Source organism: Verrucomicrobium sp. BvORR034 (assembly GCF_000739635.1).
Classification (GTDB): Bacteria; Verrucomicrobiota; Verrucomicrobiia; order Verrucomicrobiales; family Verrucomicrobiaceae; genus Verrucomicrobium.
In genome coordinates, this window is record NZ_BATQ01000072.1 from 1 (window position 1) to 12,764 (window position 12,764).

The 12,764-nt window shown below is 61.2% G+C and carries 8 protein-coding genes and 1 tRNA gene; 4 read left to right on the top strand and 5 right to left on the bottom strand.

Going from position 1 to position 12,764, the window contains the following annotated elements:
• Nucleotides 1-46: 46 nt before the first annotated feature.
• Together BV034_RS12735 and BV034_RS12740 are read right to left on the bottom strand one after the other, a co-directional pair.
• Complete coding sequence (locus BV034_RS12735; RefSeq protein WP_050027391.1) at nucleotides 47-1,024, bottom strand: nucleotide-binding protein; 978 nt, start codon at nucleotides 1,022-1,024, stop codon at nucleotides 47-49.
• A gap of 648 nt (nucleotides 1,025-1,672) precedes the next feature.
• A tRNA-Ser gene (locus tag BV034_RS12740) sits at nucleotides 1,673-1,760 on the bottom strand.
• A gap of 172 nt (nucleotides 1,761-1,932) precedes the next feature.
• Here BV034_RS12740 and rpsP point away from each other — a divergent pair.
• Nucleotides 1,933-2,184 carry a 30S ribosomal protein S16 gene (rpsP, locus tag BV034_RS12745; RefSeq protein ID WP_050027431.1) on the top strand — a complete coding sequence of 84 codons (252 nt, stop codon included), beginning with the start codon at nucleotides 1,933-1,935 and terminating at the stop codon, nucleotides 2,182-2,184.
• A gap of 297 nt (nucleotides 2,185-2,481) precedes the next feature.
• On the top strand, nucleotides 2,482-2,757 hold the full coding sequence (locus BV034_RS12750) for a KH domain-containing protein (RefSeq protein WP_050027392.1): 276 nt from the start codon (nucleotides 2,482-2,484) through the stop codon (nucleotides 2,755-2,757).
• A gap of 119 nt (nucleotides 2,758-2,876) precedes the next feature.
• Here BV034_RS12750 and BV034_RS12755 read toward each other — a convergent pair whose 3' ends face one another.
• The 3 genes from BV034_RS12755 to BV034_RS12765 form a co-directional block, all read right to left on the bottom strand.
• Entirely contained in the window at nucleotides 2,877-3,758 is an 882-nt protein-coding gene (locus BV034_RS12755; protein ID WP_050027393.1) for a fructosamine kinase family protein, read from the bottom strand.
• 213 nt (nucleotides 3,759-3,971) lie between these two features.
• On the bottom strand, nucleotides 3,972-4,442 hold the full coding sequence (locus tag BV034_RS12760) for a low molecular weight protein-tyrosine-phosphatase (RefSeq protein ID WP_081887772.1): 471 nt from the start codon (nucleotides 4,440-4,442) through the stop codon (nucleotides 3,972-3,974).
• A 62-nt stretch (nucleotides 4,443-4,504) separates the two neighbouring features.
• Nucleotides 4,505-5,458 carry a MerR family transcriptional regulator gene (locus BV034_RS12765; protein WP_050027395.1) on the bottom strand — a complete coding sequence of 318 codons (954 nt, stop codon included), beginning with the start codon at nucleotides 5,456-5,458 and terminating at the stop codon, nucleotides 4,505-4,507.
• A 345-nt stretch (nucleotides 5,459-5,803) separates the two neighbouring features.
• On the opposite strand from BV034_RS12765, the gene BV034_RS34195 reads away from it, so the two are divergent.
• Together BV034_RS34195 and BV034_RS12775 are read left to right on the top strand one after the other, a co-directional pair.
• Nucleotides 5,804-7,291: a nucleoside recognition domain-containing protein gene (locus BV034_RS34195; protein ID WP_081887775.1), complete on the top strand. Its 1,488-nt coding sequence runs from the start codon at nucleotides 5,804-5,806 to the stop codon at nucleotides 7,289-7,291.
• A 328-nt stretch (nucleotides 7,292-7,619) separates the two neighbouring features.
• A complete protein-coding gene (locus tag BV034_RS12775; protein WP_265592929.1) occupies nucleotides 7,620-12,734 on the top strand; it encodes an autotransporter-associated beta strand repeat-containing protein in 5,115 nt (1,704 codons plus the stop codon).
• The last annotated feature ends 30 nt before the right edge of the window (nucleotides 12,735-12,764 follow it).

Genomic DNA, 12,764 nt, shown 5'->3' on the forward strand with positions numbered 1-12,764 from the left:
AATAAGCCTTGGTGGGGGTCTTTGGAGGAGGATGGTGAAGATCAGCCTACGTGGATGATGAAGGGCGTTGATCGTCGACAACTGATGGCTCGATTTGTGGTTGCGGGTTGTCTTCTCTTGCCTGGAGTTCAAAAAAGTTTCTAGGCAAGCTGCGAGAATCTTCTCCGGTTAGCATTTCCACGGGGCGCTCGCCCCAGGTGCCCAAATCGCTCCAAAAGTAGTTTGCTTTGTAACCTGATGTAGCTAGCCACTTTGCAAATGCGATCCCGCGATCCGTCAGTCCTACTTGACCTCTAAGGTCAATTGTTAGCAATCCCGCATCAGCTAAGCGTTCACTCATTCTTGCCACACTGAAGTAGCCGCCAGCTTCGTTTCGATTCCCGTTTAGGTTGATTGAAAGTTCATAGCGAATTCCCATGTTGAACGAAGCCTCCCGATGGATGCTTGTGCCACTCTCCATCATGAGTATTAGGAACTGCAGTGCAGCATTGTCCAGTAGACTTGCTATCACTCGAAACTGGTCTTCCGGCCTTATTGGGGTTTCCGCCAAGATTGCAACGCGACGTCCTTGGGCTTGAATAGCAGATCGGATAGCTGTTGTGCACGCTCCAAGTGCCGATTGTAAAGTCCCGGCACTTGGTGGTTGATAGGTTGCGGCGCTCACTCCCGCCAAGTCTGAGGGAAGGCGGATGTTTTTGGTCCGGTCATATACAATAAATGTGCGTGTGCGGCCCAATGCACCCATGAAGAGGCCGAGCTCGAATACTACATTGTCTCGCGGCGAGGCGGATTCGGTGCCGCGGCTCAATGTCAAGTCATCAGCCGTTAGTATGAGAATTGCGAAATCAAACTCGCTCAAGCGACTGACAAGGGTCTCGAGAGTGCCAGTGCTCAGCCCGAATACCCCTTGGCTCCACAAGATTGCCTCAGCATTATGATCCAAATTGGCCTGGAGTGCCTCGGCAATAGGCAGTCCTTCGCTCGACGAGCCGATAAAGACAACTGGTCTGGTGGATGTTCTCATCTTGATTCAGGTACTTGCAAAGTGGCGTCGGGAAAAGAAGATCATCAAGGTTTACCCTAAGAAGGTAAACTGGGGATAAAGTTGATCTCAAGAGAGGGCTTGTGCATTGAGTTCCGTTAACGGGGGCGTTTGATGTGACCTAGAATCCGAAATATTTGTGCGAGTTGACGTTGATCGTGTGGTTTTGGGCTAGTCTCGATCTTAGGCATCGAAATTCGGACGTGACCCGAGAGTTTCCTTGTCTATATTGCGCATTTGTGACGACGGTTTGGTGCGCGTCGTCACACTGAAATTGATAACCTCACCTAGGGGAGGGAGAGGGATTCGCCGTAGGGCTTGTAGCGGCATCCTCTTCGAGGAAGAGCTTCGAGTCTGGTTCGTCTCGGTGGTGATTCTCGTCGTGATCACCCAAGTGGGTGGAGTTGCCTTGATTTCTTCAGGCCGCAAATCCAGGGGGCCGCCTGTACCCAGGGTCTGCGTCCACTTCGTGGCCTTCGCCCCTGGGCTGGGCTCTTTGGGCCTTTCAGGCCCGGGCGCTTCTGGGCTGGATGGTTCCTTCACGTTGTTCTGCCGTCACCTTGAGCATGGTCGCGTCCGCAAGGGTTAGCGATTATCTCGCGGGAGGAGGTGCCTCGTTTTCGGCCACCCTGGCGGAGGGAGAGGGATTCGAACCCCCGGAAACTTACGCTTCAACGGTTTTCAAGACCGCCGCCTTAAACCACTCAGCCATCCCTCCAATTGGTGCTTCCCAAACTCGCAGTGCGAACACCGGCGGCTGGGGCAGGGCGGAGTCTAGCGCAGGTCGTGCGTATGAAAAGCAGAAAAGCAAATTCCTGCTTGATTTTCATTTTGGGGCTGGCATGCTCCACGCCCACTCATTCACATTCACGTATTCTGTAACGATTACCATGGTTGTCATCCGACTCCGCCGCGAAGGCACGAAAAACCGCCCGTACTACCGCATTGTGGCCGCTGATCAGCGGTTCCGTCGTGATGGCCGCTTCCTTGAAATTCTGGGCACGTATGATCCGCTCAAGGGCAAAGACAACGCCGAAGTGGACGTCGAGAAGGCCAACGCCTGGATCGCCAAAGGTGCCCAGCCCACGGAAACCGTGCGCAGCATCCTGAAGAAGGCTGCCGCCGCTGCTCCCAAGGCCTAAGCGCTGGCAGTTTTGCTGTTTTTTGTCCGCCGCGCTGGTTTGTCCAGTTCGCGGCGGATTTTTTGCGTTCTGTTTCAGCAGGATGGCGGGAAGGGGAGTTTCGGTTTAACCACAGAGGCGCAGAGGGCACAGAGGAAGGCCAAACTTCAAACTTCAAGATTCAAAAGCCAAAGCTCAAGAGAGAGAACCGAGGCCCTGGGTTTTGGGGCCAAGGTGGAGTTTGGGAGGCTATAGGGGGCGAAACTGGACTTTCACTTTTTACTATCCGCTTTTAACTTCCCACGCTCCCTTACCCCCATGGACGCCCCTGAAGCCCTTCGCGAGTTCCTCATGTACGTGGTGGCGAATCTGATCGAGCACCCCCAACAGGCGAGCATCGCCGTGGGGACGACCAGCGCGGGGGCAATTTCGTATCGGATTCAACTCGCGCCGGATGACGTGCGGCGGGTGATCGGGAAGAACGGGTTCACGATCAGTGCCATCCGCTCCCTGGTGAACGTGGCCGCCCAGAAGCACGGCGTGAAGGTGTCTCTGCGCGTGGATGGAGTCAGGGAGGAAGAGGAGACCAATTGAGACAGGATTAACAAGATGGAGTTCAGAAGCTTCGAAGTCTGGGGCTCGACAGGGTTCAAAGCGCAATCACTCCAGCGTCTTCTGCGGCTGGAAATCTGAAGTCCTAATCCTGTTAATCTTTAAAAAATCTTGTTAATTCTGTCTAGAAGAGCCTCAGCCTGAGGGGTATAGGTCCGCCCGAAGAGGTTGAAGTGGTTCAGGATGTGATAGAGGTTGTAGAGGTCGCGGCGCTGTTCCCAGCCGGGCTGGCGGGGCCAGGTGGCGTCGTAGCCTTCGTAGAAGGAGGGAGTGAAGCCGCCGAAGAGTTCGGTGAAGGCGAGGTCGCATTCCCGGTCGCCGTAGTAGCTGGCGGGGTCGAAGATGACGGGGAGGCCGTGTTCATCGAAGGCAGCGTTGCCGCCCCAGAGGTCGCCGTGGAGGAGGGAGGGGACCACGGTCGTGCCTGCAAAGAAGGCAGGAAGATTCTCCAAAAGGCGGTCGGCACCGGGGAGGCTGAGCCCCTTCTGCCGGGCGAGGCGGAGTTGAAAGCCGAGGCGTTGATCCCGCCAGAAGTCGATCCAGGAATCGGTCCACGCGTTGGGCTGCGGGGTGGTGCCGATGTAGTTGGCGTGTTCCCAGCCAAACTTGCCCTGCGGTGAGGTGACCCGGTGGAGGGCGGCCAGTTGCTCGCCCATGCGGCGGAACTGATGGGAAGCGCCTTTCTGGAGGTTGATGTACTCCAGGACCAGGAAGCTGGAATCTTCCCAGACGTCCCACACGATGGGTCTGGGGACGCGGAGGGTGCCGGTGGCAGCCAGCTCGCGGAGGGCGACTGCCTCAGCTTCGAACAGGTCCACCTGGCTGGCGGTGTTCACCTTCACGAAGTAGGGCGTGAGGGCTACGAGGACATAACTCTGATGAATGTCCCCGCCAGGGACGGGGCGGATCTCACAGGCGCCGAGGGGCGAACCCGTGGCGCTCGTGATGGCGGTGCGGACGCGCTCTGTCAGGGAAGATGTCACCCTTTTAGAGACAGGATTAACAGGATTTTTGTCAGATTAACAAGATGGGGACTTGGGTTTTGGGGTAAGGGGAGAGGGATAAGGGTTTTTCGACAGAATTAACAGAATTTACGGAATTGGGTTTTGAGATTTCCGGCTGTTGGTGGAGCTGAGGCAACTGCCTTCTGAATTCCGTTAATTCTGGCCAAGCCCTTCTCCCTTGACCCTCTTCCCTTATCCCTGGCTTTGCACTTCTTTCACCAGGTTGGCGCAGCCGTCCTCCAGGAGGTCCAGGACGAGTTCGAAGCCGTCGGGACCGCCGTAGTAGGGGTCGGGGACTTCAGTCTGGCTGTGGCGGGTGGTGTAGTCGCAGAAGAGCTTGATCTTGGCGGCGTACTTGCCTTCGCGGTCGAGGCGGCGGACGTCGCGCAGGTTGTCTTCGTCCATCACCAGTACGAGGTCGAAGTCGGCCAGATCCTGGGCGGTGACCTGGCGGGCGCGGTGGACGAGCTGGATGCCCCGGTTCGCGGCGGCGGCGGTCATCCGGGAATCGGGAGGATTGCCCGCGTGGAGATTGATGGTGCCCGCGGAGTCCACCTCGGCCTTGTCTAAGACGCCAGCGGCGGCGAGCTGGTGCTTCATGACGCCTTCAGCGGCGGGCGAGCGGCAGATGTTGCCCATGCAGACGAAGAGGAGGCGGTTCACTGAAGTAAAAAGTAGTTGGTAAAAAGTGAAAAGTGCTGGGACTGCGTGAGCAGTGGGCAGCGTTACTCGCAGCTGCGGACGCTGATCTCCTCTAGCGCGGCTTCGATCTCGGCCAGGCAGTTCACGAGGCGGACGTCGGGGACGCGGAGGGCCTGGTAGTAGCCGTAGGCGGCGCGGCCTCCGATGAGGAGGGCGGTGCGGGCGGGCATCATGCCGCGGAGCTTGGTCAGCTCATTGGGGACGTTGGGATCGTCCGAGGGGTACACCATGCTTAGGGCGACGGCGCGGGCCTTGCGGATCTCCACGCAGGCGGCGATTTCTTCTGCGGGAAGGGAGGGGCCGAGATAGGTGACGCGCCAGCCCAGATCCCGGGCGGCGGCGGTGGCTAGCAGGGCGCCCACCTCGTGGATCTGTCCAATGGGGGTGGTGACGAGGAGTTCGGGGGCGTTCGGCCGCAGTTGGTAGTTCCGCGCACCCAGTGCAAGGAAATCCCGCACCACGCTGGTGGCCAGGTGCTCGTGGGAGACGCGCATCTCACCGCGTCGCCACGCCTCGCCGACTTCGTTGACCAGAGGGGCAATGATGCGGAGCAACACGGTGCGCTGGCCGTAGCGCAGGCGGGCCTCTTCCAGCAGATCGCTGATCACGGCGGTGTCCAGCACCTGCACGGCTTCCTTGCAGCGCTGCAGGCACTGCTCGGCAGAGTCGTGTGAGAGATCCTGCGGAAGCGGTGCGGCGGCTGGGGCGGGGGAGACCTCTTTCTTGTACAGGCCGTAGAGCTCATCCAGGCAGAGGCAGGAGATTTGGCTGATGCGGTGGCCGCAGTCCGTCAGTTCCTTCAGCAGGCGCAGACGCTCGATTTCCTCGTCCGAATACAGGCGCCGGTTGGAGTCTGTCCGTTTGCAGCAGATCAGGCCGTACCTCCGCTCCCACACCCGGATGGCGTGGGCCGTCAGGCCGGTGCGGTGGCACACAACCTTGATGGGGTGGCGGAGTTCTTTAGAAGCGACTACCATGCGGGGAATAGAAAAAGGGAGAGTACAGCTAGCGTTTTACGTGCGGGATTCGGACCGGGAAACAACGGATTTTCCCAGGCGGGGCCCCATGAGAAACGACATCGAACAAAACAGCAAACACCAATATCAGTTTGCGCGGAAAACGGGCAAAAACTGTGCTGGTCAGGGTTGGATACGGGTGGGAGAGCTTCTTGGTTCGTAGTTCTTGGTTGGGTGGGGTTGGAGTTTTCAGTTTTCAGCCTGTCGGGCCCCAGGCACTGAAGTTTGAGGTTTGAAGTTTGGCTTTTGCAGTTTCTCCCACATCCCCGGTTGCTTCCGGGCCTGATCTGCTTTGAGTGCGGCCCCATGCTGAACTACGTCTGGTCTTTTCTGCTGCTCACGGGCCTGGTGGCGGGCGCGCTTTTTGGGAAACTGGACGTGCTGGTGGCGGCGCTGCTGGAGCGGAGCAAGGACGCGGTGCTGGGCATCGCCTTGCCGCTGGCGGGCACCATGATGCTGTGGCTGGGCATTCTGCGGGTGATGGAGAAGGCGGGGCTCATGGAGGTGGTGGCGAAGCTGCTCTCACCCATCCTGCGCCGCATCTTCCCCGATGTGCCGCCCACGCACCCTGCGATGGGGGCGATCACCATGAACATCGCCGCCAACATGCTGGGGCTGGGCAATGCCGCCACGCCGCTGGGGCTGAAGGCGATGGGCTACCTCCAGGAGCTCAACCCGCAGAAGCAGAGCGCGACGAATGCCATGTGCATGTTCCTGGCGCTGAACACGGCCGGGTTCACGCTCATCCCCATGGGGGCGATCATCTACCTCAGCTCTGGCGGGGTGAAGGATCCGTACGCCGTCATCGCGCCCACGCTCATCGCCACCGCGTGTGCCTCCATCACCGCCGTGCTCATGGCGAAGTTCCTGCAGCGTCTGCCCTCCTTCCGCGTGCTGCCGGATGAAGTGACGGCTGATGCTGCCAGCGATGGCGCGGGCAAGTCTGATGCGACGACCAGCACCACGGATGCCGCTCCTGCGGCCAAGCCCTTCCGCCTTTCTCCCATGCGGGCCATCCTGCTCTCCATCGTCTGCGCCCTCTTTGCCCTAGGCGGGGCCATGGAGTTCTCCAAGGACTTTCGCGCCTCCGTCTTGCGGGCCACTGGCATGGAGGCCGTGATCTCTGCCGCTGAGCAACGGGCAGCCGAGGCCAAACAACGGCAGGAAGTGCTCAAGGCCGAAGCTGCGGCTGCGGCGGTTGCGAACCCTGCGGAAGCCTCTGCGGTGACCGCCAAGGCCACCGCACCCGCTGACACGTCTGAGTGGCGGAAGGCGCTCAAGTCTGTCTCCGTGCTGGCCATTCCCATCGTCCTGCTGGTTGCCGTGGTCTGGGGCCTCTTCAAAGGGGTCGCCGTGTACGAGGAGATGGTGGAAGGGGCCAAGGAGGGCTTCGGCGTGGCGTTGCGCATCATGCCCTTTCTTGTGGTCATGTTTGCCGCACTGACGTGTTTCCGGGAGTCGGGGGCGCTGCTGTTGTTGCAGTCGGCGGTGCGCCCGCTGCTGGATTTCATTGGCATGCCCGTGGAGCTGCTGCCGCTGGCCATCATGCGGCCGCTGAGCGGTTCCGGCTCCTCCGGCATCCTGAACGAGATCATCCTGCACCCGTCCTCCACGGACACCCTGCGCTATACTGCCGCCATCCTCTACGGGTCCACGGAGACCACCTTCTATGTGCTGGCGGTGTACTTCGGCAGCGTGAGCATCCGCCGCAGCCGGCATGCCCTGGCAGCCGGATTGTGCGCCGATACGGTGGGCATGGGCATGGCCGTTCTGCTGGGCCGTCTCATGTTTTAGCTGGGGACGTCGAGGTAAAACAGGCCGCTCCACCCAGGTGGGGCGTCAGCAGACAGGTGCTGAGGCCGTCTGGTTCCTCGTACATTCATTGTGTTCACGAGGTTTCATTGAACCGGGTGGAATCTCCTCCGGACTGGTGAAAATGTGATCAAATTAGGCGCGTGGGTCCTGACGGGTTCCGGTACAAATGTGACCATGTGCCGGTACGGCGGGCAGCACGGCACACGCGGTGCTGACGGGACGTCTCCGTTCCCCCGTGACCAGGTGAAGGTGTGAGCCAGTCGTGCGGTGTGCCGTCGGTGGCGGGGGGCGAAGCAGCGCCCATCCCATGAAACACCCTCGCCACCCCCGTGCCTTCCGCCTTTGCCTTGCTCGATACACTGCGCTTCTTGCCGTGGGCCTTGGCCTGCTGGCCGCCCGGCTCCCCGCCCAGACCCTGACGTGGGACACCGCTCCAGCCTCTGGCGGGGTGCAAAACGGCAACGGCACGTGGAACACCACGGTGGCGAACTGGATTGACTCCGTCTCCGGAAACAACGTGCTGTGGACCAACAGCGGCCTGGAGGTGGCGCAGTTCGGCAGCACCACGCCGGCGAACCCCAGTGTGGTCACGGTCTCTGGCAACATGAACCTGAAAGGGCTGGTCTTTCTGCCGCTGGGGATCACCACACCGGTGGCGGGCAACCAGTACAGCATCAACGGATCGGCTGCCAACACGGTGCTGAACTTTGGCGATGGCGGCTATATCGAGATGGCTGACTTTTCCTCCGGTGGCTCCCAATTTGCCGCCTTGGGTGCGAACATCGCGATTCAAGGAAGCAACCTGACCATCCGCAAGACCGCGGGCAGCGGCACGGTCACGCAGTTCCTGAATCTCAACATGGCGTCCAACCCCAACCTCACGGGCACGCTCACCATCGGCAGCTACATCTATCTCGGCGTCACATCGCAGGCCACTATTGGTAATGTCAGCTCCATTGTCGTCCAGACCAACGGCACCCTCACGCTGGGGCCGACTAATGCGACCTTCAACCAGGCGATCACGGCTGCGGGCTATGCGCACGCTTACGGTGCCATCCGTATCTTGGCCTCAAACGTGACTCTGTCCGGCGGGATCACCATGACGGGTGACATGGGCATCCTCACTCACTCGTCCAACACCGGCATCTTGATCAACTCCGCCATCACCGACGGAGGGAACGGCTATGCGTTTCACCGGTACTCCCTGACCAAGAACGATGGCACATTCACTCTCACTGCCGCGAACACCTACGGCGGCAAGACCGTGCTGGGGCGCAACATGGCTGGCTACACCGGAGGCATCACCATTCTCGACTTTGCCGCCACGGGCGCACCCGTGCAGGACATCCTCTACAACGGATTGACCACGGCCGGGGGCCTGGAGTTTGCCGGATCTCCCGTGGCGAGTGCCATCGGCAGCTCGCTGCTCATCCTCAATGGCAAGGCGGGGACGGACAATGTGCAGCGTTTTGGCAATGTGTCCGTCACCGGATTGAAAGGGGATATCCAGGTGAACTCCGGCGCAGGAGGCAGTATGACGCTCCAGCTCGGCACCATCACCCGCACGGGCGCGGGCATGATCTCCTTCACCGGTCCCGTGCAGGGCAGCATCACCACCACCACGGTGGATGGTTTCCTCGGACCCTGGGCTACTTATAAAAGCGGCACGGGCTATGCCACCTGGGCTCAAGTATCATCCGGCGTTGTCACCGGCTTCACCGGCAGCACCACGCACGCCACGGGAGTGGCCCAGGCCAGCAATGTGGCCACGCATCTCACGATTGGCAGCACCTCCACGGGAGTGGTCACCCCAGAAGCCGCGGTGAGCTACCTTGCCACGGTATCGATGACGGATACCGCGAGTAATCGCACCGTCGCTATCGGCAACGGCAACACGTTGCGGCTGGCGGCTGTGGGCGGCGTGCAGATTGCCTCGGACGCGCGGAATCTCACCATCGGTGAACTTGGTGTCAGCAGTTTCCTTTCCGCCGGCGGTTCTTCAGCTGGTGCTGGGCAGCTCTATCTGACCAACAACTCCACCACCTCCCTGCTCACCATCCACTCAGGTATCACCAACAACGCCGGGGGCGGTGCGGTCAACGTCCTCATCAATGGGGCAAGCGGCTCCACCACCGTGCTCACCGGCACGGGCAGCTACACCGGGGGCACCACCATCGCCAGCGGGGCGCTGGAGATACGCAACGGGGCCGCCCTGGGCACCTCCGGACTCATCTCCGTTCAGGATGGCGCCTCCCTGCGGCTGTCTGGTGGCATTACCTTGAACCGTGCCGTCACCCTCTCCGGGATCGGCACCTCGGTGGCTGTGGAGGGCGCCCTGCGGAATGTCAGTGGGGACAACACGATTTCCGGGCTCATCACCCAGTTGACCTCCACCACCATCAGTTCCGATGCGGGCACGCTGCGGCTTCAGGCGGCCACGGCCGCCACCAATGCCATCACCGGCACCTTTGCCATCGCCTTCGGCGGACGTTCCAACATCATCGTGGACGGCCGCATCAATGTCGGCACCGGAGGCGTCACGAAGACCGGCAACGGTACGCTCATCCTGAATGGCGACAACAACTTCACCGGCAACGTCACGATCAACGGCGGCGTGGTACGGGTAGGGCATGTCAACGCCCTAGGCAACAACGCCGGCACCTTTAGCCTCACGGATATCAATACCGGCGGGACGCTGGAGCTGACAGGCGGTTTGACACTCTCGGCAGAACCCATCTCGCTGGGCAGTACGGGATTCAACAACACCGGCGGCATCCGGAATGGCAGCGGGGACAACACCCTCACAGGACTCATCACGGTGGACAACACCTCGCGCATCGAGTCTCAAAGCGGCACCCTCACCCTGGATGTCGCCTCGGGCAATGCCATCATCAAGGACAACAGCGGCAGCAACCGGTCGCTCACCTTTGGCGGGGCGGGAAACATCGTGGTGCTGGATGCGATTGCCCGGCAGAATACCGGAGCCTTTACCGTCACGAAAGACGGCACGGGGACCCTCATCTTGAAGGCGGTGAACACTTATGACGGAGCCACGACGGTGAATGCGGGCGAGATGCATCTGGACTACACCGGTCTGGCCACGCCCACGAACCTGCTCTACAACGGCCTGTCAGCCCCTGGGGCGCTCCGGCTCGCGGGCGGCACGCTCCGGCTCACAGGCAAGACGGGCGGCGGAGTCAGCACGTCCCAGCACTTTGGGAACTTCTCCATCGGCATTGGCATGTCGAACCTGAAGCTCGTGCAAAACGGCGGGGCGGGCGTCACGGTGGATCTAGGAAACCTCGCGCGGGGCAACTCGGCCAGCATCCTGCAGATCGACGCGGTGACGGATGCGCCTGATACCACTGGCACGGGCGGCCCCATCAATCTCACCACCACCGGAGGCGTGGACAACGCCATCATCAGCCACGACGGCATCGTCTCCTTCACCTGGGGGAAGAGCGACTGGGCGGCCACCACGGCCAAGTCGGGTGACCGCCGGCGCATCGTCGGGCTTTCCAGCATCGAGGACGGCTACACCGCGGGCGCGGCCACCTCCCTGGCTGGCAATGCCGATGTGGTGATGGGGGCGGGCGTGATCCAGCTCAGTGACTCCACGGACATCACCAGCCTGCGGTTTAATGCAGCGCAGAGCAGCTACCTTGGTATGGGCACCGGGGTGATCCTGACCACCGGCGGCATCCTCGTGGGGGAGGGCGTGGGGGCGAATACGACCTACATCGACGGCGGCATCCTCCGCAGTGCCTCCACCGGCACCAGCTTTGACCTCGCCGATCTCGTGGTCATCCAGAACAACACCCAGGGTGATCTTGTCATCAGCTCTGTCATTGCCAACAACGCCACCGCTGCCAGCCAGACGACGCTGACGAAGGCCGGTGTGGGCACCGTGGTGCTGGAGACGGCGGTGCACACCTTCACCGGGACCGTGTCGGTGGTGGAGGGCACGTTGTGGCTGAAGTCGGGCAGCATCAACAGCGGCACACAGTTCACGATTGGCGGTGGGGCCGCCAGCGGCAAGCTCAAGGTCGGGAATAACACGGCCAGCCTCACCCTGCAGGGCGACTGGCTGCGCACGGAAGGCTACGGCACGGCGAACGCTGTGGTCGGCGGTGGCACGTTTGTTTCCAAGATTGTCATCGACTTTGACGCCCTGGTCAGTGACTTCCGGCGCGGCACCATCGGCGGCACCGGCCTTTATGAAAACAACATCGGTGTCGAGGTGTCTGCCAACGCGGCGCTGCTCCAGCTCGGGGCAAACAATACCTATGCAGGCAGGACCACCATTCAGCGCGGGATCGTAGAGGTGGAGACACTGGCGAACACCGGGCAGACCAGCTCGCTCGGGACAGGGGATTTCGGTGGAGATGCCAGCAACTCGATCATCTATCTGGCCGGTCTTTCGAGTGGATCGGGCCTCACGGTGGAGTCGACCCTGCGTTACGTGGGCTCCACGAACTCCGTGACCAACCGTTCTGTGCAGATCAACAACAACGGCACCCAGTCGGCCATTGCCGCTGCAGTGGGCATCATTGAGAACACGGGCACCGGCACGTTGCAATTCACCTCGCTCTTTACCGCGGCGGGGACCAACACGAACGCCCGCAAGCTCCGGCTGACCGGCACCAATGCGGGTGACAACCGGATCGTTGGCATCAGCGATGTCGACGGCACGATCAAGACTCAGATTGAGAAGACCGGTGTCGGGACCTGGGGCATCACTGGCAGCAATACCTACAGCGGGGGGACGGCTGTGACTGCGGGGATTTTGCAGGCGCTCAATACGGCGGCGGTCGGCACGGGCTCCGGCTCTGCGACCGGCACGGGCATGGTCACGGTGGCGGCAGGGGGTACCCTGGCGGGGACGGGACGGGTGGCTCCCGCTGCAGGAAATCATGTCACGGTCAGTGGCAAAGTCTCCGTGGGGGATGCGACGCTCGCGGTGGCTCAGGCCAGCCGGTTGGAGATCGCCACCAGCGGCAGCGGCGTGCTCACCTTCAAAACCGGGAGCACCCTGGCGCTGGACTTGTTCACGGGCGTGGGATTGGGAAATAACGACGGCGTTGCCACGGCGTCGGACGTCATGGTGGTGAATGGCTCGTTGGTGATCGAGAGCGGTGCTACTCTCGTGTTGGGGAATCCCAACCAGATGATGGAATGGACGGCCAACGATTCCTGGAAACTCTTTGACTGGAGCGGGCTGAGCTCCCGCACCGGGGAGTTTAGTGTCCTGTCGCTGCCAGCCCTGGGTGGGGGATTGTCGTGGGACACGAGCAAGCTCTATGTGGACGGGACGATTGCTGTGACGGCCGTGCCCGAGCCGGGGAGGATGATGTTGTTGGTGTTGGCGGCGGGCGTGGTGGGGTGGCGGCGGAGGAGGGGAGGTAGTTCGGTAAGACGGTGATTCGGTAATTTAGTAAGTCGGCGGGGCGGA